The organism is Nonomuraea sp. JJY05, assembly GCF_043496855.1.
Classification (GTDB): Bacteria; Actinomycetota; Actinomycetes; order Streptosporangiales; family Streptosporangiaceae; genus Nonomuraea.
This window is the reverse complement of the sequence record NZ_JBIEIS010000006.1, coordinates 281,942-307,843: the sequence shown is the minus strand read 5'-3', so window position 1 is coordinate 307,843 and position 25,902 is coordinate 281,942. Positions and strand designations below refer to the sequence as shown.

The following is a 25,902-nucleotide window of genomic DNA, read 5'->3' as shown; positions in this document are numbered from 1 at the left end:
ATGGCGCTCGACGTGCGCGAAGCCGTGGAGCCCAAGGCTGCTCCACGGCCCCGCCGGGAGATCACCACGGCGTTCGTGGTGAGCAGGATCGCGGTGCTGGCCGTGGCCGCCGCGATCCTGGTCTACGCCGTGCCGCCGCTGGTCGCCGCCGAATCGTGGGTCTCGCTGGCGCTGCTGTGCGCCGTCAGCGCGGCCATCGCCTACCTGTACCTGACCCGCCGCTTCATCCCGGCCAAGTACCTGGTCCCAGGCACCGTATTCCTGATCGCGTTCCAGGTGTTCCCCGTCGTCTACACGGTCACCACCGCGTTCACGAACTTCGGTGACGGGCACCGCGGCGACAAGGCCGCCGCCGTCACCGCCATCGAGACCGGCTCGGTGCGGCAGACGCCCGGCTCCCCCGAGTACGCCATGACGGCCGCGCTGCGCGGTGACGAGCTGGTGTTCCTGCTGGTCGACCCGAAGACCAAGCAGGTGCGGCTGGGCGACTCCAAGGGGCTCTCGCCGCTGGCGGGCGCCCAGGTCGGGGTCACCGGCAAGGTGCTGGCGGCCCCCGGGCTGACCGTGCTCAAGGCGCCCGAGGCCGCCGCCCGCGGGCAGCAGATCTCGGCGCTGGCCGTGCCGACCGGCGGCGGCGTGATCAAGGCGAACGGGCTCAGCCGGGCCGTCGAGGGCAAGGCGGCGCTCGTGTACGACGCCGGCTGCGACTGCGTACGCGGCAACGGTGACACCTGGACGGCCGACGAGAGCGAGGGCTTCTTCGTCAACGCCAAGGGCGAGCACCTGGCGCAGGGCTGGCAGGTCGGCGTCGGGCTCGACAACTTCGCCCGAGTGCTGACAAATCCGACTATCTCGGGATATTTCGCGGGGGTGTTCGGCTGGAACCTGGTCTTCGCGCTGGCCTCCGTGCTCGGCACGTTCGCGCTCGGCATGTCGGTCGCGCTGGCGCTGCACCACCCGCGGATGCGCGGCACCCGGTTCTACCGGATCGCGCTGATCCTGCCGTACGCGATGCCCGCCTTCGCCATGCTGCTGGTCTGGCGTGACATGTTCAACCGCGACTTCGGCCTGATCAACCAGCTCCTCGGCGCCAACGTCGACTGGCTGGGCGAGACCGGGACCGCCCGGTTCGGGGTGATCCTGGTCAACCTCTGGCTCGGCTTCCCGTACATGTTCCTCGTCACCACCGGCGCGCTGCAGGCCATCCCGCGCGAGCTGACGGAGGCGGCGGCCATCGACGGGGCCACGCCGTGGAAGGCGTTCCGGCGGGTGACGCTGCCGCTGCTGCTGGTCGCGCTCACGCCGCTGCTGATCTCGTCGTTCGCCTACAACTTCAACAACTTCAACGCGATCGCGCTCACCACCGAGGGCGGGCCGTTCCCGGCCGACAACCCGCAGGTGGGCGGCACCGACCTGCTGATCACCTACACCTTCAGGCTGGCGTTCGGCGCGGGCGGCGCGCAGTTCGGCTTCGCGGCGGCGGTCTCGGTGTTCATCTTCGCGATCGTGGCCGTCATCTCGGCCGTGGCGTTCCGCCGTACCCGCAAGCAGGAGGAGGTCTACGCGTGAAGCTCGCCCTGCGGCACGTGTTCGTGCTGATCGTGTGCGCGTTCGCGCTCTTCCCGATCCTGTTCGTGGTCTCGGCCGCGATCAACCCCATGGGCACGCTGGCCTCCACCGACCTGCTGCCGACCGGGGCCAGCCTGACCAACTTCGCCAACCTGCTGACCTCCGACAGCTACCCCTTCGGCCGGTGGTTCTTCAACTCGGTGTTCATCGCGCTGGTGTCGTCGTTCGCGAGCCTGCTGCTGTCGATGCTGGCCGCGTACGCCTTTAGCCGCATGCGCTTCGCGGGCCGCCGGGTCGGGCTGCTGGCGCTGCTGCTGATCCAGATGTTCCCGCAGTTCCTGGCCATCGTGACGATCTTCATGATCTTCACCAGGGTGACCGAGCTGTATCCGCCCTTCGGGTTCAACACCGCGTGGGGGCTGCTGCTGCTCTACCTCGGCGGCGCGCTCGGCGTGAACACCTGGCTGATGAAGGGCTTCCTCGACACCGTGCCGAAGGAGCTGGACGAGGCCGCCACCGTGGACGGGGCCACGCACGCGCAGATCTTCTGGCGGGTCATCATGCCGCTGGTCACGCCGATCCTGGCGGTCACGGCGCTGCTGGCGTTCATCGGCACCATGAGCGAGTTCCTCATGGCGAACGTGTTCCTGCGCGACCCCGAGAGCAAGACCCTCGCCGTCGGCATGTACGGGATGATCGCCGGCGACCACCGCAACGCGAACTTCGGCATGTTCGCCGCGGCGACGCTGCTTACCGCGATTCCGACGGTGAGTGTGTTCCTCTGGTTGCAGAAGTACATCGTCTCCGGGCTCACCGCCGGGGCTGTCAAGGGATAGGTGCATTTGCGCTTCATGGGGGAGCCGCATCACGACGGCTCAGCTCTGTACGTCTCCGACCAGGAGCCCGCCCTCGGCTCGCGGGTGACGCTGTGGCTGCGGGCGCCGCTGGCCGCCGGGATCACGGGCGTGCACGTGCGTACCGTGCACGACGGCGAGCCGCGTTACGCCGAGGCGGCGCCGGACCCGTCGCGGCGGGAGGCCGGCGGGTACGGCGGCACGGACGTGTGGTGGCGGGCCGAGATCACCGCGGTCAACCCGGTCACCCCGTACCGGTTCCTGCTCGCCACGCGGGGCGGCCAGGCGTGGCTGACCGCGGCCGGGCTCGTCACCCACGACGTGACCGACGCGGGCGACTTCCGCCTCGTGTGCCACCGGCCGCCGCCCTCCTGGATGTCGGACGCGATCGTCTACCAGATCTTCCCCGACCGCTTCGACCGCTCCCGGCCCATGCGCGACCTGCCCGACTGGGCGCTGCCGCGCGACTGGGACCTCGACCCGGTCATCCCCGCCGGCCCCGGCACCTCGGGGCAGTTCTACGGCGGCGACCTCGACGGCGTCGCCCAGCGGCTCGACCACATCCAGAGCCTCGGCGCCGACACCGTCTACCTGACGCCGATCTTCCCCGCCCGCTCCAACCACCGCTACAACGCCTCCACCTTCGAGCACGTCGACCCGCTGCTCGGCGGCGACGAGGCGCTGCACCGCCTGTCCGGCGCCCTGCACGCGCGCGGCATGCGGCTGCTCGGCGACATCACCACCAACCACTGCGGCGACACGCACGAATGGTTCACCGCGGCCGTCTCCGACGTGAACGCGGTCGAGCGCGAGATGTTCTACTTCGACCGCGACACCGGCGACTACGAGTCCTGGTGGGGCGTCAAGACGCTGCCCAAGCTCAACTGGGGCAGCGAGCTGGTCCGCGCCCGCATGCGGGCCGTGCTGAAGAAGTGGCTCGGGCCGCTGGACGGCTGGCGCGTGGACGTGGCCAACATGACCGGCAGGCGCGCCGCCGACGACCACAACCACGAGGTCGCCGCCCTGCTGCGGGCCGAGCTGGGCCACGAGGCCGCGTTCATCGCCGAGCACAACCACGACGCCTCGGCCGACCTCGACCGCGAAGGCTGGCACGGCACCATGAACTACGGCGGCTTCACCCGCCCCGTCTGGGCCTGGCTGCGCGGGCCCGAGCTGGACCTCGACCACTTCCTCGGCGTGCCGGGCGGTGGGGGGGAGGGGGGGGGGGCGACGGGACGGCCGCGCTGGCCACCTTCCGGTCGTTCGCGTCCCACATGTCGTGGCGCTCGCTCGTCCACTCCTGGCAGCTGCTCGACTCGCACGACTCGCCCCGCATCCGCACCGTCACCGGCTCGCGCGAGCGCCACCTGCTCGCGCTCGCCCTGCAGGCCACGCTGCCGGGCACGCCGATGGTGTTCGCGGGCAGTGAGTTCGGCCTGACCGGGGTGAACGGCGAGCACTCCCGCACCCCGATGCCCTGGAACCGGCCCGCCGACCAGGACCTCCCGACGCTGGCGGCCTACCGGGAGCTGTTCGGGCTGCGCCGCGCCGAGCCCGCGCTGCGCCACGGCGGCCTGCGCTGGCTGCACGCCGACGCCGACTGCCTGGTCTTCGCGCGGGAGACGTACGCGGAGTCGGTCCTGGTGTGCGTGCGGCGGGCGGCCGGAGCGCCGCTCCGCCTCGGCGTCCACGCCCGCGGCCTCTACAACGCCGAGGACGGGGACGTGCTGCCCGGTGACGGGCCTTCGGTGCGCCTCTGGCGTCTCGCGCGCTGATCACGCTACGTTAGGCTTCCCCCCTCCGCTCCAACTCGATAGTGGTGTGCTCGTATGAGGTTGCTGCCCGTAGCCGTCATGGCGGCTCTCCTGCCTGCTTTCTCGCCTGCGGCCCCGGCGTACGCGCTGGCGGGCACCACGTACTACGTGGACTCCAAGTCGGGTGACGACGGCGCGGCGGGCACCAGCGCCACCGCGCCGTGGAAGTCCCTCGACAAGGTCAACTCCGCCGACCTCAAGCCGGGCGACGCCGTCAGCTTCAAGCGCGGCAGCTCCTTCACCGGCCCGCTCAAGCTGGAGGCCAATGGCACCGCGGCCAAGCCCATCGTCATCCAGGCGTACGGCACCGGCCCGCTGGCCAGGATCAGCGGCACGGACGACGACTGCGTCGTGCTCAGCGGCAACCACTGGCGGGTCGGCGGCCTGCGGGCCTCCGGCTGCCGCTGGGCCGGCTTCCAGGTCGCCGGCGACGGCAACGAGCTGTCCGGCGTGCAGGCCGACCGCAACATCGCGGGCGTCTACGTCACCCCGTCCGGCTCGCGCAACGTCATCCGCGACAGCGTGCTGACCGACAACAACCGGATGAGCGTCAACGACGAGGGCGGCGACAACGACTCCGGCGCCTTCGGCGTGCTGCTCAACGGCGACGACAACCTCGTGACCGGCAACACCATCACCGGCAGCTTCGCCAAGAGCGCCGACTACGGCACCGACGGGGCCGCCGTCGAGATCTTCGACGGCGACCGCAACCGCGTCACCCACAACATCGCCAGGAACAACGAGACGTTCACCGAGCTCGGCGCCAAGAAGGGCAAGACCGCGACCGGCAACGTGTTCGCCTTCAACGTCGTGACCTCCTCCCGCAGCCGCGGCTCGTTCCTCATCACCCGCGGCCCGCGCCACATCGTCGGGCCTGTCATGGGCACGATCGCCGTCCAGAACTCCGTCTACCTGCCGGCCAAGGACACCATCGGCTGGTCCTGCCACGACGGCTGCGCCCCGTCGATCCTGAAGCTGCGCAACAACGTGATCGTGGTGGGCGGCGAGGCCGGCTGGGAGGACGGCAAGGGGGCCGACGAGGGCGGCAGCGTCTACCGGGGCCGCGTGAAGTTCAAGCTGGGGCCGAAGTCGATCGTGGCCGACCCGAAGTTCGTCTCCCGTACCGACCTGCGGCTGCGGCCCGGCTCGCCGGCGCTCGGCCGCGGCCTGCCCCTCGGCCCCACGTGGTACGGCGGCAGGGCGCTCGGCAAGGACATGGCCGGCAAGCCGCTGGCAGGCGCCCCCGACGCGGGCGCCTACCAGCACTGACGACGGCCCTTCCCACACCGGCACGTGGCCTCCCGGGGCCTCCTGGGGCCCCCACGTCCCGGGATCGCCATCGGCGGGCCGGGCTCGCTCTAGAGTGGACGGGTGCTTCCAGATCTTCGCCAGCCGCTGGTGCGGCAGCTCGCCGAGTCCGACGCCCCCCGGCACTACTGGCACCTGGGCGACGAGGACGGGCGGGCCTGGCTGTTCGAGAGCGTCGAGGGCGACGGCCTCGAACACTGGGCGATCAGGCAGGTGCTGGTGGGCGCCGACCGGAACGCCCATCGCTACTGGTGGCGCCACCTGCAGGACGAGCACGGTTTCCTCACCGACCAGCCGCTGGAGGTCTGGGAGCTGACCGAGATCACGGAGCAGGCGTTCGAGGCCGTCTGGGAGGCGAGCGAGTGAGGCGTCAGCTGGCGCCGGCCAGCGCCGGGTAGAGGCGCTCCAGCTCGCCCGAGAGCCCGGCCTTCGACTGCCGGCTGATGGCGTCGGCCAGCACCTCGTAGGCCCCGCTCTCCAGGGCGTCGAGGGTCTGCGCGACGACCTCCGCGGGAGTGATCTTGGGTCCGGTGACGTGGGCGGCCATGTCGGTGTCGATGTAGCCCGCGTGCACCCCCAGGACGTGGGTGCCCTGCTCCTTCAGCTCCAGCCGCAGGGCGTTGGTCAGGGACCACGCCGCCGCCTTCGACGCGGCGTAGCCGCTCGCCTGGGGCAGCGTGATGAACGACAGCACCGACAGGACGTTCACCAGCGCCCCGCCGCCGTTGCGGGCCAGGACGGGGGCGAAGGCGCGGCTCATGGACAGCGTGCCGAAGTAGTTGGTCTCCATCTCGGCGCGCGCCGAGTCCAGGTCCGAACCGCCGGAACGCGAGATGCCGGCGTTGTTGACGAGCACGTTCACATCGCCGCAGAGCTCGGCAGCGGCCGCGACGGCGGCCGCGTCGGTGACGTCGAGCTCGATCGGGGTGAGGTTGGTGTCGATGATCGTGGCGGGGTTCCTGACGGCCGCGTAGACCGTGCGGGCTCCCCGGTCCAGGAGGGCCTGGGCGAAGGCGGCGCCCAGGCCGCGGTTGGCGCCGGTGACGAGTGCGACGCTGCCGGAGATCTTCATGAGGACTGCTCCAAAGGTGTGGTCAGGGACGTTCGAGGATGAGGGCGTTGGCGAGGCCGCCTGCCTCGCACATGGTCTGCAGCGCGTAGCGGGCGCCGCGCTCGGCCATGGCGTGGACCAGGGTCGTGGCGATGCGGGCGCCGCTGGCGCCCAGCGGGTGGCCGAGGGCGATGGCGCCGCCCTTGACGTTGACCCTGGCCGGGTCGGCGCCGGTCTCCTGCAGCCAGGCCAGCACGACGCTCGCGAACGCCTCGTTGACCTCGAACAGGTCGATGTCGGCGAGACTCAGGCCCGCGCGGCGCAGGACCTTCTCCGTGGCCGGGATGACGCCGGTGAGCATGAGGATCGGGTCCGAGCCGACGACGGCGAAGCTGTGCAGACGGGCCAGAGGCCGCAGGCCCAGGCGGGCCGCCGTCTCCGAGGTGGTGACCAGTACGGCCGCCGCCCCGTCGTTGATCGGGCTGCTGTTGCCCGCGGTCACCGACCAGTCGATCTGCGGGAACCGCTCGGCGTAGCCGGGGTCGGCGAAGGCGGGCTTGAGCCCGGCCAGGATCTCCGGCGTCGTGCTCGGGCGTACCGACTCGTCCCGGTCGAGCCCGCCGACGGGCGCGAGCTCGCCGGCGAAGGAGGAGACGGCGGCCTTGCGGTGCGAGCCGGCGGAGAACTCGTCGAGCTGCTCGCGGCTGAGCGACCACTTGGCCGCGATGAGCTCCGCGCTGATGCCCTGCGGCACCAGCCCGCCGGGAAAGCGCGCGGCCAGCTCCGGGCCGAACGGGTCGGCGCCCGCGGGCACGTTGGCCCACATCGGCACCCGGCTCATCGACTCCACGCCGCACGCCACCACCAGGTCGTACGCGCCCGACATCACCCCTTGCGCGGCGAAGTGCACGGCCTGCTGTGACGAACCGCACTGCCGGTCCACCGTGACCGCGGGCACCGACTCCGGGAGGCCGGCGGCCAGCCAGGCGTTGCGGGTGGTGTTCATGGCCTGCTCGCCCACCTGGTCGACGCAGCCGCCGATCACGTCGTCCACCAGGGTCGGGTCCACCCCGCTGCGCTCGATCAGGGCGCGCAGCGTGTGCGCGAGCAGGTCCACCGGGTGGATCGCGGACAGGCCGCCGCCCGGTTTGCCCTTGCCGATCGGAGTACGTACGGCTCGCACGATGACGGCATCACGCACAGCGCCCTCCTCATCAGTTGGAAAACTGAACCCACTGTAGACCCAGTGGGTTGGATTTTCCAACGGACAGCTGATCAGGAGGTGGAGCGCGCCAGGCCGTCGATGATCAGCTGGATGGCCGCGTCGAAGGTGCGGTTGACCTCCTCGGGGTCGTCCGACATGTGCCCCTGGGTCTCGGCCAGGATGAAACCCGAGACGAACGCGTGCAGGATGTCGCTCGTCCGCCGCAGCTCCGACTCCGGCACCCCCGCCAGCCGCAGGATGCGGTAGAGCGTCTGCCAGATGGGCAGCCGCCGGTCGGCGACAAGCGACGGATGGATGTGGACATATCCCCATATGGCGGGGTGTTCTTTCGCGTGCCGGTGATAGTCCAGCGCCAGCGCCATGAGCTGCTCCTCCCATGGGGCGCCGTCGTCCGGCGGGACGTGCATGCGTTCGGCCGTCGTGGCGCAGATCAGCGCCAGCAGCGCGTCCTTGCTCTCCACGTGGTGATAGAGCGACATCGGGTTGACGTTCAGCTCGGCTGCCAGCTTGCGCATGGACAGTCCGTCCACTCCGCTCGCGTCCATCAGGCGGATCGCCGTGGAGCTGATCTCGTCGAGGGTCAAAGGGGCACCCCTGCGTGCGCTCACTGCCATACACCGTATGGTAGCGTCAGCCATACGGTGTATGGCTACTCGAAGGGAGCAATCATGGCGGAGATCCCGGCCCCGCAGGGCCTGCCCATCCTCGGCAACACGCTGCAGATTCCCTCTCACTCGCCGGTGGAGCACTTCATCCAGGTCGCCTCCCAGTACGACGAGGGCATCTTCCGGCTGGAGGTCGCCGGCCGCACGATCGTGCTGGTGTACGACCCCGACCTGGTCGCGGAGGTGTGCGACGAGAGCAGGTTCGTCAAGCGGATCAAGCCGCCGCTGTCGATCGTGCGCGACTTCGCCGGTGACGGGCTGTTCACGGCCGACCCCGACGAGCCGGTGTGGGGGCACGCGCACCGCATCCTGATGCCCGCCTTCAGCCAGCGGGCCATGAAGGCGTACTACGGGCAGATGCTCGAGGTCGCCGAGCAGCTCGTCGAGTCATGGGCAGCCCGCCAGGGGGAGGACCTGCCCGTCGCCGACGACATGACCAGGCTGACACTGGACACGATCTCGCTCACCGGGTTCGGCTACCGCTTCCACTCCTTCGACTCGCCCGAGTTGCACCCGTTCCTGCAGGCCATGGGCGGCGCGCTCACCGAGGCCATGCTGCGCAACCAGCAGCTGCCGTTCGTCACCAAGCTCAAGCGCGGGCACGAGGAGACGTACCGGCGCGACATCGCCACCATGCAGTCGCTGGTCGACGACGTGATCAGGCAGCGCCGCGCCGAGGGCGCCACCGGCTCCAAGGACCTGCTCGGCCTCATGCTGGAGGCGTCCGACCCGCAGAGCGGCGCCCGCCTGTCCGACGAGAACATCCGCAACCAGGTCCTCACCTTCCTCATCGCGGGCCACGAGACCACCAGCGGCCTGCTCTCCTTCGCCCTGTACAACCTGCTGCGCGAGCCGCACACCCTGGCGCGCGCCTACGAGGAGGTGGATCGGCTGCTGCCGGGCGACGAGCCGCCCACGTACGAGACGATCATGAAGCTCGACGTCATCGCGCGCGTCCTGGAGGAGACGCTGCGGCACTGGTCGCCGATCCCGGCCTTCAGCGTCAGCGCGCTCGAGGACACCACGATCGGCGGTTACCCCATCGCCAGGGACCAGGGCGTCGCCGTGCTGCTGCCGGTGCTGCACCGCAGCCCCAAGGCGTGGGAGCGGCCGGAGGAGTTCGACATCGACCGCTGGCTGCCGGAGAACAAGAAGAGCCACCACCCCGGGGCGTACAAGCCGTTCGGCAACGGCGAGCGGGCCTGCATCGGCCGCCAGTTCGCGCTGACCGAGGCCAGGCTGGCGCTGGCGATGATCCTGCGGCGGTTCGCGATCTCCGACCCGAACGTCTACCGCATGAAGATCAAGCAGACCCTCACCCTCAAACCCGACGGGTTCACGCTCAGGGTCCGCGAGCGGCGGGCGCACGAGCGGACCGTGGTCGTGGCCCAGGAGGCCGAGGAGAGCGCGCAGCAGGAGATCGCCGTCACCGGCGTGCCGCTCACCGTCGCCTACGGCTCCAACCTCGGCACCAGCTCCGACCTCGCCGAACGCCTGGCCGAGCGGGCCGGGCGCGCGGGCTTCGCCACGACGCTGACCACGCTCGACGACATGACGCCGCCGAGCGAGGGCCTGCTGATCGTGATCGCCTCCTCCTACAACGGCAAGGCCCCCGACAACGCCCAGCGCTTCGACGCCCTGGAGGCGCTGCCCGACCTGTCCGGGGTCCGGCTGGCCGTGCTGGGCTGCGGGAACACGCAGTGGCCCACCTACCAGGAGTTCCCGAAGCGGGCGTACGAGAAGCTGGCGGCCGCCGGAGCGGTGCCGCTGGTCGAGCGCGGGGAGGCCGACGCGGACGGCGACTTCGACGGCGACGTGACCGCCTGGACGGCCGGGCTGTGGGCGGCGCTGGCCGAGGAGTACTCGGCTTCGGCCGAGAGCGCCGGGCCACGCTACGAGATGGAGGTGCTCAGCGAGGCCGAGGTCAGGCCCTCGGTCGTCTCCTCGCGCTCGTTCCCGCTGACCGTCGTCTCCAACGAGGAGCTGACCTCCGACCCGACCGGCCTCTGGGACTTCTCGACGGAGGCGCCGCGCCCCGGCGTGCGCTCCATCGTGGCCCGGCTGCCCGAAGGCGTCACCTACTCGGCAGGTGACCACGTGGCCGTCTTCGCCAAGAACGACCCCGAGCTGGTGGAGTGGGCGCTGCGCTGCCTGCGCGTCCCCCGCGAGCAGGTGGTACGGCTGCGCGCCGCCGGCTCCACCCACCTGCCCGTGGACACGGCGGTCACGGCGGGCCTGCTGCTGAGCGAGTTCGCCGAGCTGCAGGAGGTCGCCACCAGGTCCGACCTGGAGGCGCTGGCCGCGCACACCGCCTGCCCCTGGACCAGGGGCCAGCTCGCCGAGCTGACCGCGAACTACGCCGACGAGATCCTCGCCAAGCGCGTCTCCCCGGTGGCCCTGCTCGACCGCTTCCCGGCGATCGAGCTGCCGCTGCCGGTGTTCCTGGAGCTGGCCGGGCCGATCAAGCCGCGCTACTACTCGGTCTCCTCCTCGCCGCTGGCCGACCCCTCGCTCGTGCGCCTCACCGTCGGCCTCGTCGAGGGGCCCGCCTGGTCCGGCACGGGCACCTACCAGGGCATGTGCTCGGCCTACCTCGCCGCCCTGAAGGAGGGCGAGGTGTTCTACGGCTACATCCGCGTGCCCGCGCCGCCGTTCCGGCTGCCGGACGACCCGGCCACGCCGGTGATCCTCGTCGGCCCCGGCACCGGCTTCGCGCCGCTGCGCGGCTTCATAGAGGAGCGCCTGCTGGCCGGGGCCCCCGGGCGCGCCGCCGTCTTCACCGGCTGCCGCCACCCCCGGCACGACGAGCTGTACGCCGACGACCTGGCCCGCTGGGGCGTGCCCGCGCACGCCGCGTACTCCGCCGTGCCGGGGTATCCGCACCGGTTCGTCCAGGACGCCATCGCGGCGCACGCCGACGAGGTGTGGGAGCTGCTCTCCCAGGGGGCGTACGTGTACGTCTGCGGGGACGGGCTGCGGATGGCTCCGGCGGTGCGGCAGACGCTGCTGGACATCTACCGGTCGCGGACGGGGGAGGACGGGGCCAGGTGGCTGGCCGAGCTGGAGTCCTCCGGCCGCTACCAGCAGGACGTCTTCGCCTGATCCCCGCCCCTTCCGGCCCTCCCCCGCCCCTTCCGGCCCTCCCCCGCCGCAGCCGCCCGCCCGTCGCCCCCGCCGCGGCCACCCGACCCTCGCCCTCGCCGCGGCCACGCGACCGTCGCCCCCGCCGCGGCCGGCCGGCACCGCCCCCGCCCGCCCGCTCCCCCTTCGGAGATCACAGCGGTGGCCTCCGGGCGCCGCGCCGGCGGGGGGTCGTGCGGCGGGGTCCGGAGCTGTTGCAGGGCGGTCGTCATGGCGAGTGCCCGGCGCGGGCGGCGTGCCGGCGAGAGGCCCGCAGGAGCTCGGCTGGGCGGGGGTTTGGAGCCCTCGGGGGGTGGCGGGGAGCGCGGGGGAGGGGCGTACCATGACCTGCGGAAACCCGCGCCAGCCCTTTATCGACATTCCGGACTTAACACTGCATGCTGGGATATAACCGCAGCATGCGCGACATGTCCGTGGAACATGCTCGAAACTTTTCCACGGCACTGTGAGAGCCTCTGAAAGGGGGCGGCAATGCTGCTGCGACTGAGGGTGTCGCTGCCGGACCGGCCGGGCGGCCTTGGCCAGGTCGCCAAGTCTCTTGGAGCGCTGGGCGCGGACATCCTGCAGGTCACCGTGCTCGAACGTGAGGCCGGACGGGCCGTGGACGATTTCACTGTTTCCTGGCCGGGGCCGGTGACCGCCTCAGAGGCTCGCGATCGATTGTCGGCCATGCCGGGTGTGCGGGTGGAGGGCGCCTGGGCGACCAAGGAGGTGCCGGGCTCGGCGCTGGACTACGACCTTCTCATGCACGTCGTGTCCCAGCCCGCCCGGGGGTTCGCCGCGCTGGTGGACGCGCTGCCGGGATTGTGCGGGGCGGAGTGGTCGGTGGCGCTGGCCGACGGCGCCGTACGGCACGCCTCGCTGGCCGCTCCCGAGAAGTTCGAGCTGAACCTGCCGGAACCCCCGCCGCGGGCCGCCGCCATGGACGCCGACGAGCTGCGCCTGATGTTGCTGCCGGTGGTGGCGCAGGGGCTGCACCTGGTGGTCGCCAGGGCGGACGGGCCGGTGTTCCACCGCGCCGAGCTGGAACGCGCCGCCCGCATCGTGGACGTGGTCGCCAAGCTGGCCGCCCGCGCCTGACCCCGGGGCAGGGATCCGGCTAGTCGTGGCGGGGCAGGCCGGACACCTCGTGGTCGGCGTGGAACAGGGCCTCCGCTATGAGAGCACGTACGTGGGAGTCGCGTGCCCGGTAGAGCACGCGACGCCCGTCCCTGCGGGTGTCCACCAGCCCCGCCAGCCGGAGCTTGGCGAGGTGCTGCGACACGGACGGGCGTGGCACGCCGATGGCCTCGGCAAGGGAGTTCACATCCTTCTCGCCGGATGACAACAACCACATCAGCCTCAGCCGGGTGCCGTCGCTGAGCATGCGGAAGGCGTCCACGGCCGCGTTCACCTGGGCGGGAGTGGGTTGCTCTTGCGACTGGTTGGCACCTGAGGTGTTGTCGCGTGCGTACATGACTACATATCCTGGTCAAAAGGGTCGAATTGCGCAAGCGAGGAATGCCATGACTGACCAGCGGGAGCATGCGCCACACGGGCACGGACACGGGCATGGGCACGGGCACGGGGATCTCGGGAAGGGGCGCGGGTGGTTGCCCCGTGCGCTCCACGCTGTTGCGGCTCACAATCCCCTCAGCGGTCACACCCACGACAGCGCCGACAAGACCGATGCCGCCCTGGAGACCAGCAGTCGCGGCATGCGCGTGCTGGCGATCTCGTTCGCCGTCCTGATGGTCACCGCCGCCGTTCAGGCGGTGATCGTCATGGCCTCCGGGTCGGTCGCGCTGCTCGGCGACACCCTGCACAACCTCGCCGACGCGCTCACCGCCGTCCCGCTGGCGATCGCGTTCTCGCTCGGCCGCCGCGCCGCCACCCGGCGCTTCACCTACGGGTACGGCAGGGCCGAGGACCTCGCGGGCATCGTCATCGTCCTGCTGATCGCCGCCTCGGCGGGCCTGGCCGGATACGAGGCCGTCACCCGGCTGCTGCACCCCCAGGACCTGCGGGCCGTCGGATGGGTGGCGGCGGCTGCCGTGGTGGGGTTCGCGGGGAACGAGTGGGTGGCCCGCTACCGGATCAAGGTGGGCAGGGAGATCGGCTCGGCCGCCCTGGTGGCCGACGGGCTGCACGCCAGGACCGACGGCTTCACCTCGCTGGCCGTCCTCCTGGGCGCGGGCGGCGCCGCGCTCGGCTTCCCCCTGGCGGACCCGATCGTGGGCCTGCTGATCACGTTCGCCATCTGCTTCGTGCTGCGGGACGCCGCCCGCGAGATCTACCACCGGCTCATGGACGCCGTGGACCCCGCCCTCGTGGACCACGCCGAGCGCATCCTGGACGCGGTGGACGGGGTTCACCGCGTCGGCTCCGTACGCCTGCGCTGGATCGGCCACGCCCTGCACGCCGAGGTGGAGATCCTGGTGGATCATGACATGTCGGTGGTCGACGCCCACGCGGTGGCGGTGGAGGCCGAGCACCGGCTCATCCACGAGCTGCCGCGGCTGAGAGCGGCCACCGTACACACCGACCCGCACGGCCCCGCGGGCGCCGACCACCACGCCAGCCTGTCCACCCACCGGTCGAGCTGAGCCCGCCGCCGCGCCTCGGGCAACCGGCCCCGGCCGCGAAACCCGTGGCGGTGCCGTCCGGAACCCTCCCTTGACCGCACGCCGACCGTGAGGAACGCTGAAGCGGGAGACGATGCCGGGGGCATTACGCGTGAGGCGTCCATTCATCACCTTGCTGTCCGCCAACGCTTTGTCCGTCACCGGAAACGTGCTCTCCATGCTCGCCGTCCCCTGGTTCGTCCTGGAGACCACGGGAAGCGCCGGGCTCACGGGGCTGGCCGCCTTCGCCACCACGTTCCCCATCGTCATCTCCGCCGCGTTCGGCGCCACGCTGGTGGACTGGCTGGGGTTCCGGGGGGCGAGCGTGGTGTCCGACCTGGTGAGCGGGGTCGTCGTCCTCGCCGTCCCCGCGCTGATCCTGACGACGGGGCTGTCGTATCCGCTCCTGCTGCTCCTGCTGTTCGTACGGTGGCTGGCCGCCACGCCGGGGGAGACGGCGCGCAAGGCCATGCTGCCCGACCTGTCGGCCCTCGGCCGCGTCCGCATCGAACACGCGACGGCGGGATACGACGGTGCCAGCCGCGGCGCGACCATGGTGGGCGCCCCGCTGGCCGGAATCCTGATCCTCTGGGCGGGACCGAGCACGCTGCTCATCGTCGACGGCGTCACCTTCCTGCTGTCGGCGCTGCTCATCGCCGGCGGAGTCCCGCGCATCGAGAACGCCGGCCGCGAATCCGGCGGCTACCTGGGCGACCTGCGCGACGGCCTGACCTTCCTCTGGCACGACCGCCTGCAGCTGAGCGCCACCAGCATGATCGTGGTCGTCAACATGCTCGACACGGGCGTGACCCAGGTGCTGCTGGCCCTGTACGCCCGCGACGTGGCAGGCGACCCTCGCGCGTTCGGCCTGCTCACCGGGGCGCTCGGGGCGGGCGCCGTGGCGGGGACGATCGTGTACGGGGCCGCCGGCGAGCGATTACCCATGAGGCTGACCTACGGGGTGTGCTTCCTCATCGCCGGCGTCCCGCGCGTACTGGTCCTGGCGCTCGGCGTGCCGTTCCCCGTGGCGCTCGCCACGGCCGCGCTGTCCGGGTTCGCGGCCGGCGCGATCAACCCGATCCTCGGCATCCTGCAGTTCGGCCGCATCCCCGCGCCCATGAGAGCGCGGGCGCTCGGCACCATGACGGCCGCCGCGTACGCGGCCATGCCGGCCGGCGGGCTGCTGGCCGGCTCGCTCACCGAGCTGACCGGCCTGCGGACCACGCTTTACGCGTTCACCTGCCTCTACCTGATCACGTCCATCCCGCCGTTCGTCTGCCGGGCCTGGCGGGAGCTGGATCAGCCGTCCACCGCGAAAACGTAGCCAGCAGCGCGGCCTCCGTGATCGGGGACTCGTGGGTGCCGGCGACCGTGCACGCGTGCGCCCCGGCCGTCGCGCCCAGCCGTACGCACTCCTCCAGCGGCCGGCCACGCAGGGTGCCGTACAGGAAGCCGGAGACGAACGCGTCGCCCGCGCCGTTGCTGTCGGCCACCGGCCCGGGCAGCGGCGCGGCCGGGAAGGCGCGCACGCCGGAGCCGCGCGTCAGGACGAGGCAGCCGTCGGCCCCGCGCGTGCAGACGACGGTGTGGGCGCGGCCGCGCTCCAGGATGTCGCGCATCGTGGCGGCCGGGTCGGCCAGCGCGGTGGCCGACAGGAACACCAGGTCGGAGCGGTAGGCGAAGTCCTTGTGATAGTCGTTGGCGCCGTCCCAGTCGTGCAGGTCGGTGGAGATCGGCGTGCCGTCGAGGTCGGGGTAGACGTGGCGGCAGAAGTCCATGATCGACAGGTGGACGTGCCTGGGGCGCACGTTCGCGTACAGCTCGCGCGGCAGGCGCTCGTCCGGCGTGACCTTCGGGTCGTGCAGCGAGGTGCGGCGGCCGTCCGGCCCCACGAGCAGGACGCTGCGCCGGGTGCCCGCCGCGGCGGGCCCGAATGAGCAGTCGACCTCGCGCAGCGCTTGGCGGACCAGGGCGCCCTGCGGGTCGTCGCCGATCAGGTCGGCGAAGGCGACGGCAAGCCCGAGCGCGTGGCAGCCCAGCGCCACGCCCGCGCCCGTGTTGCCGATCCGGTCGACGACCGGCGGCACGTGGTAGGTGTCCCGGTACGGCAGCGGCAGCTCCGGCACGTACACCGTCGTATCCACGCCGGCCCCGCCGAGGACCAGAATGTCGATATTCACGGCCTCCACTCCGTGGAGGCGGGCCCGGTCGCCTTGGAGCCGTCGCGGGTGGTGTTCATGGCCTCCACTCCGTTGCGGCGGGTTCGGTCGCCTGGGAGCCGTCGCCTTCCCTCGTCGCTCTGGTCGCTGCGCTCCCGCCGCTCCTCAGTCCAGGCAACGGCGCTCCCTCACCGGTTGACCAGCGGGCCGGAGCCGGTGGAGCCGCGGACGACGAGCTCCGGCTGGAAGATCAGCTCTACGTGCTTGGCGGGGGCGCCGTTCACCTCTTCGAGCAGCGTCTGCACGGCCGCCGAGGCCATCGCGCCGATCGGCTTGCGTACGGTGGTCAGCGGCGGGTCGGTGAACGCGATCAGCGGCGAGTCGTCGAACCCCACCACGGACACCTCTCCCGGGACCGACAGCCCCTTCTCCCGGCAGGCGCGGATCGCGCCCAGCGCCATCAGGTCGCTCGCGCACACGATGCCGGTGCAGCCGCGGGCCAGCAGCTGTGCGGCGGCCGCCTGCCCGCCCTCGACGGAGAACAGCGAGTGGGCGATCAGCTCGTCGACGTCGGTCGCGCCGAGCAACTGCGCCATGGCCTGCTTGTAGCCCTCGATCTTCCTGATCACCGGCACGAACCTGCGCGGCCCCAGCGCGATCCCGATCCGCTCGTGGCCGAGGTCGACCAGGTGCTGGACGGACAGCCGGGCCGCGAGGCGGTCGTCGGGCGAGATGAAGGGCGCGTCGATGTGCTCGCTGTAGCCGTCGACCAGCACGATCGGCAGCCCGCGGTCGGTCAGGCGGGTGTAGCGGTCCATCCGGGCGGTGGTGTCGGCGTGCAGCCCGGAGACGAACACGATGCCGCTCACCCCGCGGTCGACCAGCAGCTCGGTGAACTCGTCCTCCGGCGCGCCGCCGGGCAGCTGGGTGCACAGCACCGGCGTGTAGCCGTGCTGGGTCAGCGCCTTCTCGATGGCCTGCGCGAAGGCGGGGAAGATCGGGTTGTCCAGCTCCGGCGTCACCAGACCGACCAGCCCGTTGCTGCGCTGGCGCAGCCGGGGCGGGCGCTCGTAGCCCATGAGGTCGAGCGCGGCCATCACCGCCTGGCGGGTGGCGGCCGAGACGCCGGGTTTGCCGTTGAGCACCCTGCTGACCGTGGCCTCACTCACCCCGGCCTGGGCGGCGATGTCGGCTAGGCGAGCGTGACCGTTCATGCCACTCACTTTACTTTCCACCAGGCCGCCGAATCCCCTGCTCCAGGGACATCCGACGCGATCAGGAGCTCGCCGTCGATCCCGAAGTCCACCGGCGTCGCGGTGAGGTTGACGGCACAGACGAACCGCCCCCTGGAGAAGACGAGCGTGCCCTCGGGCGACTCGTGCCAGACGAGGTCCCCGCCGAGCTCGCGCCGCAGCTCCAGCGCCTTCCGGTACAGCTCCAGCGTCGAGCCGGGCACCCCTTCCTGCGCCTCCACGCTCAGCTCGGCCCACTCGGACGGGATCGGCAGCCACGGGTCCTGCCAGCCGGACTCTCGCGTCCACGGCAGCGGGACGCGGCAGCCGTCCCGGCCGCTGTCGGGGTCGCGCAGCCGCTGCGGGTCCTGGCACACCTCGGCCGGCAGGTCGAGCACCTCGGGCAGGCCCAGCTCCTCGCCCTGGTAGACGTAGACCGAGCCGGGCAGCGCGAGCGTCAGCAGCGCCGCCGCGCGGGCCCTGGACAGGCCGCCGTAGCGGGTGACGTGCCGCTTGACGTCGTGGTTCGACAGCACCCAGGTGGTCGGGGCGCCCACGGAGCCGGCCGTGGCGAGCGAGGAGTCGATCACCGCCCTGAGCTCGGCGGCGTCCCACGGGGTGAACAGGTAGTGGAAGTTGAACGCCTGGTGCAGCTCGTCCGGGCGGACGTACATCGCCAGCCGCTCGGCCGTCGGCGCCCACGCCTCGGCCACGCCGATGCGCTCGCCGGGATAGGAGTCCAGCACGCGCCGCCACGCGCGGTGGATGTCGTGCACGGCGTCGTTGTCGAAGTACGGCACCGGCTCCCTGCCGATCAGCCCGGTCTGGTTGGGGTGGCCGATGTCGGGCAGGTCGCGCGGCTTGACCATGCCGTGCGCCACGTCCACGCGGAAGCCGTCGACGCCCAGGTCGAGCCAGAACCGCAGGATCGACTCGAACTCGCCGCGCACCTCGTCGTTGTCCCAGTTGAGGTCCGGCTGCGCGGAGTCGAACAGATGGAGGTACCACTGCCCGTCCTCGACCTGCGTCCACGCCGGGCCGCCGAAGATCGACTCCCAGTCGTTCGGCTGGTCGCGGAAGATGTAGCGATCACGGTGCTCGCCGCGCAACGCCTCCTGGAACCAGGGGTGGGCCGAGGAGGTGTGGTTGGGGACGATGTCCACGATCACACGCAGGTCGAGGGCGTGCGCCTCGTCGATGAGTGCCTTGGCGTCGGCGAGCGACCCGAAGAGCGGGTCCACGTCCCGGTAGTCCGCGACGTCGTACCCGAAGTCGGCCATGGGGGAGGTGTAGAAGGGCGTCAGCCAGATGGCGTCGACGCCGAGCCCGGCCAGGTAGGCCAGGCGATCGCGAACGCCGATCAGGTCGCCCACGCCGTCGCCGTCGCCGTCGGCGAAGCTACGCACGTACACCTGGTAAATCGCGGCGTCTCGCCACCACTCGGTCATAGTCTCCCCCTGACGGTCTCGACTATGAAATCCCTTGCCGCAAGTTTACGCAAGCCCTTACATACCCCTCCAATACGGAAATTTCGGCGTAAGAACTACCAAAGCCCTCGACCTAACCGCCTGCGCAGGAGATTCTTTATGTCAAGGGTGGACATCTAGCGTTAAGGCGCGATGTACTACCTCTTCTATCAGCCTCGTCACAGGTGACACGCGCGCAAGGTGTAGGCCCATGAGCTCGGTCGTTCTCGACAAAGTGACCAAGGTGTATCCGGGCGACTACCTCGCAGTCGACCGGTTGAGCCTTCGGGCCGAGGACGGCGAGTTCCTCGTCCTCCTCGGCCCCTCCGGCTGCGGCAAGTCCACGCTGCTTCGCATGATCGCGGGTCTGGAGGAGATCACCGACGGTGACCTGTGGCTGGATGGCGAGATCGCCAACCATCTTGCCCCGCGCGACCGTGATGTCGCCATGGTGTTCCAGAACGGCGCGCTGTATCCGCACCGGACGGTGCGCGGGAACATCGCCTTCCCCTTGGAGATCGCCAAGTCGGACCCGGCGATGGTGCGCGAGCGGGTCACCGAGCTGTCGAAGGCCCTGCACATCGACGAGACGCTGGACCGCCGCCCCGGCACGCTCTCCGGCGGCCAGCGGCAGCGCGTGGCCATGGGGCGGGCCATCGTCCGGCAGCCCAAGCTGTTCCTCATGGACGAGCCGCTGTCGAACCTGGACGCGGGCATGCGTACCGAGCTGCGCATGGAGATCTCGGCGCTGGTCAGGTCGCTCGGCGTCACCACGATCTACGTGACGCACGACCAGGTGGAGGCGCTGACGCTGGCCGACCGGATCGCCATTCTGAACCGAGGGGTGCTCCAGGACGTCGGCACGCCCGCGCAGATTTACAACGATCCAGCCACCGCGTTCGTGGCGGCGTTCCTCAACTCCCAGCAGTTGAACCTGTTGGCGGCCAATGTCAGGACGCCGCAGAACCAGTACGTCATGCTCGACTTCGGCCCGCACCGGCTCACGATGCCGTGGAGCGATCCGAGGGCGTACGCGATCTCGCAGCACACGGGCGGTCAGGTGCTGGTGGGCATGCGCCCGGACGGGCTGGCCCCGGTGCAGGAGTCGTACGACGGGCCGTCGTTCTTCGGGCGGGTGCGGGCGCTGGAGTATCACGGACACGAGTGGCTGGCGTACCTGGAGTGCGGGGCGCCCGCCGTACCGGTGCCGGAGCCGCCGGACCCGCGCCAGCGGATCAACGGGAACAAGAACGGCTCGGGGAAGCTGTCCGGGCTCGTACGGCGGATCTTCTCCTCGCAGCAGGAGGAGGAGCACCAGCAGCAGGAGCAGGTCGGCCAGCACCTCAACAGCGGCATCCACCGCCGCTCCGACCTGATCGTCCGCCTGGGCAACCGCCCCGTCTGGCGCACGGGCGACGCCGCCAAGGTCGCGGTCGACCTTTCCCGCATCATGATCTTCACCCTCGACGGCGCCCGCATCGACCCCCCGCGCCGATAGCCGCCCGCTCGACCAGGACCGCCTGCACGTCGTGGACGCGGTCATGCTCCCCGAGCGGCGGTTTCATTGCTGGAGGGTCTGGCTGCGTCCGATGACGTCCAGCATCGCCTCCTGGATCTGGCGCAGGAAGACCAGGACCTCCTCGGCGGCCGCGGCGACGGCCGCGTCGCTGGGGGCGAGCGGCCGTTCGAGCAGCCGGGCCACGGTGTCGGCGAGGACCTGGTCGGGGTCGACGCCGAGAGAGGCGGTGGCCGGGTCGGACAGGGCGGCGCCGAACCCCGTGAGCACGGCGTGCACGGCGTAGGTCAGCTCGGGCAAGGGGCGGTCGTGGCGGATCAGCCCGTGGCGGTGATGGATCGGCATGCCCGTCTCGCACAGGGCGCCGGGCGTGGTGCGGGCGAACAGCTCGCGGTCGCCGGCCTGCTGGGTGAGCAGCCGCAGCAGGTCGGCGTCGCCGCTCTGCACCCGGCGTGCCAGGGGGTTCAGCCCGGTGCGGATCAGCAGCGGGGCCAGGCGGTGCGGCAGCACGGTGGCGGGGTCGGCGCTGACGCGGGTGATGATCTCGTCCATGAAGGCCAGCAGCCTGGCCGAGGCCCTCGACCGGCCTGTCCAGCACGGTGGCGCCGATCATGTAGTTCAGCGGATGCAGGTGCTCCTCGGGGCCGAAGGCCGGCCCGCGTACGGTCGAGCGCATCCCGTCGGCGCCCACCACCAGGTCGAAGCGCTCGGTGAAGGTGGAGTCCGAGACGGTGTCGCGCAGCGCAGCACCACCCGCGGCTTGCCGGGCAGGTTGGCCAGGCTCATGCCGACGGTGTGGCGTCCGGCCCGGTTCACCTCGTACGGGGGAAGTCGCGGGGTACGGTCGCCGATCGCCTCCGGCGCGCCCAGCCGCCGCGCGGAGGCGAGACCGGTGCCGAACAAGCCGCCGATGACGGTGGCGTCGCTGCCAAGGATCAACGTGGAGGCGAACATGCCGCCCGCTTGACTAAACGGACTATGGTCCGTATCTTTGAGCATATTAATCGGACCGCAGTCCGGAAAGGACGTGCAAATCATGAGCAGACTGCTGCACATCTCCGCCTCTCCCCGCGGCGAGGAGTCGATCTCCCTGGGCATCGCGCGGACGTTCGCCGACGAATACCGCGCCGCCCGGCCCGGTGCGACAGTCGATCACTTCGACCTGTGGGACGGCACGCTCCCCGAGTTCGGCCCCGCCGCCGCGGGCGCGAAGATGACCGTGTTCGGTGGCGGCGTGCCCGAGGGTGAGCAGGCGGAGGCGTGGGCGGCGGCCGTGCGGACGTTCGAGCGCTTCGACTCCTACGACCGTTACCTCTTCAGCGTGCCGATGTGGAACGGGGGCGTGCCCTACAAGCTGAAGCAGTTCATCGACGTGGTCAGCCAGCCGGCGATGATCTTCGACGTGCACCCGGAGACCGGATACCGCGCCCTGCTGACCGGCAAGCGCGCCGCCGTCGTCTACACCAGCGCCGTCTGGGGTCCCGGCCTGGGGCCGGAGTTCGGCGCCGACTTCCAGTCGACGTACTTCGACGACTGGCTCCGCTGGGCGGGCGTCACCGACATCCAGGAGATCCGCCACCACCCCACGCTGACGGGCTCGTACGAGGCCGAACGCAAGCAGGCCGACGAACGCGCCCGCCAGATCGCCAGAACCTTCTAGCGCCGGATCATCGATCGAGGCCCGCCGGCACGGCCGGGTCGAAGGACACGGGGAAGGGCTGGTCAAATGAGAGGACGTTCCCCGCCTTCCCCTCCGCCACGAGCTCGTAGCCCCGGCCGCTCAGGTTGACCGTATCTGCGGCGGAGAGCATGGTGATACCGGCTATCATCGCCTCGGCATGTCCGACCACAATGTCGGGAATGAGGCCATCCTCACCGACTTTGAGATTGCCTGTCTCGACCACCTCGTAGTCCCGAGGGCGCGCGTCATCCAGGATGCGGACGAGACGTTTTGCCGCAAGCGCGTGGGCATAGGCAGGTATGGGGCTCACTACGAAACTCCCGTCGATCAACTCGATGCGTTCCCCGGTTTCGGGCAGCTTGAGCCAGTCCTCGACGGTGTAGTCGCTGCTGGTCGGCGGCAAGGCGAAAAGCCGGACACGCCGTGGTGGCGGATGGGCAACCAGCCAGCCTTCATCCGGCGCAGCACTCATCGCCTCATCGCCTTCCATGGATTCGAGTCTTGCACGCACGACGACATAGGGCCAAGCGTATTCGTGTGAGCACGCCGAGTGACGGGATCCCGTTACCGCCTCTTTGCCGATCCCGTCGGGCGTCCCCGGAGGTCTCAGGAGGCGCGGGTCCAGCGGGGGCCGTCCGGGGTGTCCTCCACGAGGATGCCGCCCTCCTGCATCGCCGCCCGTACCGCGTCCGCCACGTCGTAGCGGCCCTGCTCGCGCAGCCGTGAGCGGAGCACCAGCAGGGGCTCCACCAGGGAAGGCAGGCTCTGGGAGCGGAGGCGGGCGGTGGAGGCGAGCTCGCCGAGGCGGGCGATGAGCAGCCGCATCAGCTCCCTGGCCTGGTCGACCCCGCCGGCGTCCTCCTCCGTGTCGGCCGCCCACTTGACGATCTCGGCCTCGAGGTCGAGCACCGCCTGGGCCGCCGCCACCATGTCCGGCCGGTCCACCGCCGCCTTGAACAGCTCCTCGCACGTGTGGATCGTCTCCTCCAGCGTCACCTCGGCGGGAGCGGGGTCCGCCGGGGGCGGCGGGGCGACGGTGCCCGTGCCGGGCCCGCCCTCGGCCAGGCGCCGGAGTTCGGCCAGGTCGGTGTGGGTGCCCGTGGGCAGGACCGTCGCGGAGCCGGACCGGCGGACGGTCAGGCCGCCCCGGCCCGCCACCCGCACCGACTCGGTCTCGAGGTCGATCACCAGGGCGGTGTGCTCGTCGAGGCCCAGGACGGCGGTGCCGGGCGGCAGTTCGCACTCCATGCGGGACAGCCGGCGCTCGCCCAGATAGCAGTAGCGGGTGTCGTGGGTGCCGCCCTCGGCGTTGTCGAAATGGGGGATCAGCACGGCCCGCAGCCCGAGCGGCTCCAGCAGGTCGACGCCCTCGCGCCAATGGGGATCCGCGCCCACCTTGTAGATCTCGTAGACCGGCACGGTGGCCAGGCCCGCCGTGCAGGCGGCGGCCGAGGCCAGCACCGTCACCCCCTCACGCGCGCGGATCCGGGCACGCAGGTCGCCGGCCACGCCCGAGTCGGCCCATCGGTCGAGCGCGTAGGTGGGGCTGCCGGGACCCGAAAAGACCCAGTCGGCGCCCGTGATCCCGGTCGCCACCTCGACCTCCAGGCCGACGCTGCGCGCGAAGTAGCGGCGGGCGCGGGTGGAGATGTCGGCGGAGTTTTCCTGGAAGGCGTAGGGAGTGTCGAGCAGCACGGCCCGCGCCCCGGCGCGCAGCGAACGCGCCGCCGCGCGGTGGATCTCGACCATGGTCGGGCTCGTCTCGCCCGACCCCATCAACACCAGCAAACCCGGCATGGCTGTCGGCCCCTCTCTCGCATGCCATCGACTACATCCGGGCCCGCCACAGCTTTCAAGAGCGTTCAGACAATGCGTATAGGACGTACTTGCATATGATTGGCAGTAAGTTGTCGGCGGTGACGGGAAGACACGTGATCCTGGTTGAGACGTTCATGCTACGGGTGGGCACCGGCAATGGCTGGTCCTACCGGCATGCCCTTACCCAGCCGCGCCGAGGGGAAAGCCCCGACGAGGCGGCCCGCCGGCTCGGCGGGGTCGCCGCCCAGGACCCCGGGACCGTCGTGCACTCCACGAGCTGGCGATACGAGCCGGACAGCGGGGTCATCCTGACATATGCGATTTGTCCGGACCCGGCGCCGTGGCTGCCCGCGGTCGAGGTGCCCGAGCTGGAGATCGCCAGGGGTGAGGCGCCCGCGACCCCGTCACCTGAGCGCGTCGCCCCGGCCAACGTGGTCGCGCACGCGGTCAGGCACCTCGGGTTCCTCATGGCCGAGGACCCCGTCGTGTCGCGCGTCCTGTCCGGCCACCCGGCGATCGCCCTCGCCCTGGAGCCGGCGGTCGCGCCGGCCTGAGAAGCGGCGGCCCAGCGCCTGCATGGGCCGTTCGACGTATCTGTAGGTGAGCGCGCTGACGGCCAGCACCACGGCCAGGGCCAGCGCCGCCATCATGAGCTGGTACGGCGGCTCCGCCCGCCGCAGGTCACCCGTAATCGCCACGAAATACTTCAGCAGCGGGTGATGCACCAGGTAGAGCGAGTAGCTGATCAGCCCGAGCCAGGCCAGCACCCTGGGCAGCCGCCGCCCCCGCAGCGCCATCCCCGCCGCGAACGTGGCCCCGGCCAGCGCCAGCGTCGTCAGCCACACGTCGGGCTGAACCCACCACCAGCCGCCCTCGACGGCCCACAGGGGCGCGATCCCCACCAGCGCCGCCGCCACCGCCACCGGCCACAGCCGGCCCCGGCCCCGTTCCCACCGGTGGATGGCCGTCCCCGCGAACATCACCGCCAGCACCGCCACCCCGAGCCACGGCACCCGGCTGCTCAGCGGCAGCAGCGCCAGCGCCATCAGCCCCAGCACGCAGGCCGCGGCCGTACGGAAGCGCCCCCACACGACGCAGGTCAGCCCGGCCGCGAACACCGCGGCGGAGACGTAGGCGGGCCACCCGCCCACCAGCACCGCCCCCGACGACACCAGCCCCACCACCACGGCCCCCGCCGCGAACGACACCGACAGCAGCCCGCTCCGGCCGTGCCCCCCGATCAGGAACAGCGCGGTGACCAGGAGATAGAAGACCATCTCGTACGACAGCGTCCACATCGTGTCGGCCACGCCGCCCACGCTCACGACGTCGAGCAGCATGGTCGCGTGCGCCGCCACCGCGCTGCCGTCCCTGGGCACCTCCGGCCGGACCGGCACCCACCAGGCCAGGCCCAGCACCACAACGATCACGCCGAGGTAGAGGGGATAGAGCCGGAAGAACCGGCTGATCCAGAACTTGCGCACGTCGCCGTGGCGTTCCAGGGAGGTGGGGATGATGTAGCCGCTGACCAGGAAGAACACGAGGATGCCATAGACGCCGAGGCTGAACCAGTACGGCCTGAGCTGGGGCAGGAACCACGGCAGCAGATGCTCGGCCACCACGGCCAGCGCGCCGATCCCCCGCAGCGCGTCCAGCCATGCGAGCCTGGCGGCGGCGCCGGGGACGGGGGCGGTCACGGGCTGGGCGGCGACGGCGGACACCCGGCCCAACCTACCCACGAAGGCTGAAGAGATGCTGGCACCGGAGAACGTCGTGCTGAGGCACCGATACGCTGGTGAT

At 71.1% G+C, this 25,902-nt stretch carries 24 protein-coding genes; 13 read left to right on the top strand and 11 right to left on the bottom strand.

Translation table 11 applies throughout. From position 1 onward, the window contains the following. The 6 genes from ACFKCF_RS11025 (at position 1) to ACFKCF_RS11000 (ending at position 5,911) form a co-directional block, all read left to right on the top strand. Positions 1–1,569 (top strand): ABC transporter permease subunit, encoded by a 1,569-nt coding sequence (locus ACFKCF_RS11025; RefSeq protein ID WP_394492882.1) that lies wholly within the window; start codon positions 1–3, stop codon positions 1,567–1,569. Then, complete coding sequence (locus tag ACFKCF_RS11020) at positions 1,566–2,405, top strand: sugar ABC transporter permease (protein ID WP_394492881.1); 840 nt, start codon at positions 1,566–1,568, stop codon at positions 2,403–2,405. The genes ACFKCF_RS11025 and ACFKCF_RS11020 overlap by 4 nt, the downstream gene beginning before the upstream one ends. Positions 2,406–2,420: 15 nt before the next feature. Further along, positions 2,421–3,863: an alpha-amylase family glycosyl hydrolase gene (locus ACFKCF_RS11015; RefSeq protein WP_394492880.1), complete on the top strand. Its 1,443-nt coding sequence runs from the start codon at positions 2,421–2,423 to the stop codon at positions 3,861–3,863. Then, positions 3,758–4,198 carry a hypothetical protein gene (locus ACFKCF_RS11010; RefSeq protein ID WP_394492977.1) on the top strand — a complete coding sequence of 147 codons (441 nt, stop codon included), beginning with the start codon at positions 3,758–3,760 and terminating at the stop codon, positions 4,196–4,198. The genes ACFKCF_RS11015 and ACFKCF_RS11010 overlap by 106 nt, the downstream gene beginning before the upstream one ends. Positions 4,199–4,252: 54 nt before the next feature. Continuing rightward, entirely contained in the window at positions 4,253–5,506 is a 1,254-nt protein-coding gene (locus tag ACFKCF_RS11005) for a right-handed parallel beta-helix repeat-containing protein (protein ID WP_394492879.1), read from the top strand. A 102-nt stretch (positions 5,507–5,608) separates the two neighbouring features. Continuing rightward, the gene (locus tag ACFKCF_RS11000) at positions 5,609–5,911 is read left to right on the top strand and encodes a hypothetical protein (RefSeq protein WP_394492878.1); all 303 of its coding nucleotides are present in this window, start codon (positions 5,609–5,611) and stop codon (positions 5,909–5,911) included. 4 nt (positions 5,912–5,915) lie between these two features. On the opposite strand, the gene ACFKCF_RS10995 is transcribed toward ACFKCF_RS11000, so the two are convergent. The 3 genes from ACFKCF_RS10995 to ACFKCF_RS10985 form a co-directional block, all read right to left on the bottom strand. Next, complete coding sequence (locus ACFKCF_RS10995; protein WP_394492877.1) at positions 5,916–6,617, bottom strand: SDR family oxidoreductase; 702 nt, start codon at positions 6,615–6,617, stop codon at positions 5,916–5,918. Between the two features lie 22 nt (positions 6,618–6,639). Further along, positions 6,640–7,797 (bottom strand): thiolase family protein, encoded by a 1,158-nt coding sequence (locus ACFKCF_RS10990; protein ID WP_394492876.1) that lies wholly within the window; start codon positions 7,795–7,797, stop codon positions 6,640–6,642. 74 nt (positions 7,798–7,871) lie between these two features. After that, positions 7,872–8,435 (bottom strand): TetR/AcrR family transcriptional regulator, encoded by a 564-nt coding sequence (locus ACFKCF_RS10985; RefSeq protein ID WP_394492875.1) that lies wholly within the window; start codon positions 8,433–8,435, stop codon positions 7,872–7,874. A gap of 54 nt (positions 8,436–8,489) precedes the next feature. On the opposite strand from ACFKCF_RS10985, the gene ACFKCF_RS10980 reads away from it, so the two are divergent. Next, positions 8,490–11,588 carry a bifunctional cytochrome P450/NADPH--P450 reductase gene (locus tag ACFKCF_RS10980; RefSeq protein ID WP_394492874.1) on the top strand — a complete coding sequence of 1,033 codons (3,099 nt, stop codon included), beginning with the start codon at positions 8,490–8,492 and terminating at the stop codon, positions 11,586–11,588. A 510-nt stretch (positions 11,589–12,098) separates the two neighbouring features. Continuing rightward, positions 12,099–12,707 (top strand): amino acid-binding protein, encoded by a 609-nt coding sequence (locus ACFKCF_RS10975; RefSeq protein WP_394492873.1) that lies wholly within the window; start codon positions 12,099–12,101, stop codon positions 12,705–12,707. A gap of 19 nt (positions 12,708–12,726) precedes the next feature. Here ACFKCF_RS10975 and ACFKCF_RS10970 read toward each other — a convergent pair whose 3' ends face one another. Beyond that, a complete protein-coding gene (locus ACFKCF_RS10970) occupies positions 12,727–13,083 on the bottom strand; it encodes a metalloregulator ArsR/SmtB family transcription factor (RefSeq protein WP_364855813.1) in 357 nt (118 codons plus the stop codon). Between the two features lie 136 nt (positions 13,084–13,219). Between ACFKCF_RS10970 and ACFKCF_RS10965 the strand changes: the two genes are divergently transcribed. Continuing rightward, positions 13,220–14,212, top strand: coding sequence for a cation diffusion facilitator family transporter (locus ACFKCF_RS10965; RefSeq protein ID WP_394492872.1), 993 nt, complete (start codon positions 13,220–13,222; stop codon positions 14,210–14,212). 130 nt (positions 14,213–14,342) lie between these two features. Next, positions 14,343–15,554 (top strand): MFS transporter, encoded by a 1,212-nt coding sequence (locus ACFKCF_RS10960; RefSeq protein WP_394492871.1) that lies wholly within the window; start codon positions 14,343–14,345, stop codon positions 15,552–15,554. Here the strand turns inward: ACFKCF_RS10960 and ACFKCF_RS10955 are convergent. From ACFKCF_RS10955 to ACFKCF_RS10945, 3 genes are all read right to left on the bottom strand, one after another. Then, positions 15,484–16,410 carry a carbohydrate kinase family protein gene (locus ACFKCF_RS10955; RefSeq protein WP_394492870.1) on the bottom strand — a complete coding sequence of 309 codons (927 nt, stop codon included), beginning with the start codon at positions 16,408–16,410 and terminating at the stop codon, positions 15,484–15,486. The two genes, ACFKCF_RS10960 and ACFKCF_RS10955, sit on opposite strands and share 71 nt — an antisense overlap. Positions 16,411–16,577: 167 nt before the next feature. Next, complete coding sequence (locus tag ACFKCF_RS10950) at positions 16,578–17,603, bottom strand: LacI family DNA-binding transcriptional regulator (protein ID WP_394492869.1); 1,026 nt, start codon at positions 17,601–17,603, stop codon at positions 16,578–16,580. A gap of 5 nt (positions 17,604–17,608) precedes the next feature. Next, the gene (locus tag ACFKCF_RS10945; RefSeq protein WP_394492868.1) at positions 17,609–19,069 is read right to left on the bottom strand and encodes an alpha-amylase family glycosyl hydrolase; all 1,461 of its coding nucleotides are present in this window, start codon (positions 19,067–19,069) and stop codon (positions 17,609–17,611) included. 229 nt (positions 19,070–19,298) lie between these two features. On the opposite strand from ACFKCF_RS10945, the gene ACFKCF_RS10940 reads away from it, so the two are divergent. Further along, entirely contained in the window at positions 19,299–20,585 is a 1,287-nt protein-coding gene (locus tag ACFKCF_RS10940; RefSeq protein ID WP_394492867.1) for an ABC transporter ATP-binding protein, read from the top strand. A 63-nt stretch (positions 20,586–20,648) separates the two neighbouring features. Here the strand turns inward: ACFKCF_RS10940 and ACFKCF_RS10935 are convergent, their stop codons facing one another. Continuing rightward, positions 20,649–21,155, bottom strand: a complete 507-nt coding sequence (locus ACFKCF_RS10935) for a hypothetical protein (protein ID WP_394492866.1) — start codon at positions 21,153–21,155, stop codon at positions 20,649–20,651. On the opposite strand from ACFKCF_RS10935, the gene ACFKCF_RS10930 reads away from it, so the two are divergent. Together ACFKCF_RS10930 and ACFKCF_RS10925 are read left to right on the top strand one after the other, a co-directional pair. Continuing rightward, positions 21,154–21,570 carry a hypothetical protein gene (locus ACFKCF_RS10930; protein ID WP_394492865.1) on the top strand — a complete coding sequence of 139 codons (417 nt, stop codon included), beginning with the start codon at positions 21,154–21,156 and terminating at the stop codon, positions 21,568–21,570. The genes ACFKCF_RS10935 and ACFKCF_RS10930 overlap by 2 nt on opposite strands. A 69-nt stretch (positions 21,571–21,639) precedes the next feature. Then, a complete protein-coding gene (locus tag ACFKCF_RS10925; protein ID WP_394492864.1) occupies positions 21,640–22,263 on the top strand; it encodes an FMN-dependent NADH-azoreductase in 624 nt (207 codons plus the stop codon). A gap of 7 nt (positions 22,264–22,270) precedes the next feature. On the opposite strand, the gene ACFKCF_RS10920 is transcribed toward ACFKCF_RS10925, so the two are convergent. The 3 genes from ACFKCF_RS10920 to ACFKCF_RS10910 all read right to left on the bottom strand — a co-directional run bounded on the left by ACFKCF_RS10920 (position 22,271) and on the right by ACFKCF_RS10910 (position 25,823). Then, positions 22,271–22,774: a hypothetical protein gene (locus ACFKCF_RS10920; protein WP_394492863.1), complete on the bottom strand. Its 504-nt coding sequence runs from the start codon at positions 22,772–22,774 to the stop codon at positions 22,271–22,273. A 116-nt stretch (positions 22,775–22,890) separates the two neighbouring features. Then, the gene (locus ACFKCF_RS10915) at positions 22,891–24,081 is read right to left on the bottom strand and encodes a hypothetical protein (RefSeq protein ID WP_394492862.1); all 1,191 of its coding nucleotides are present in this window, start codon (positions 24,079–24,081) and stop codon (positions 22,891–22,893) included. Between the two features lie 425 nt (positions 24,082–24,506). Then, positions 24,507–25,823, bottom strand: a complete 1,317-nt coding sequence (locus ACFKCF_RS10910; protein WP_394492861.1) for an acyltransferase family protein — start codon at positions 25,821–25,823, stop codon at positions 24,507–24,509. Between the last annotated feature and the right edge of the window lie 79 nt (positions 25,824–25,902).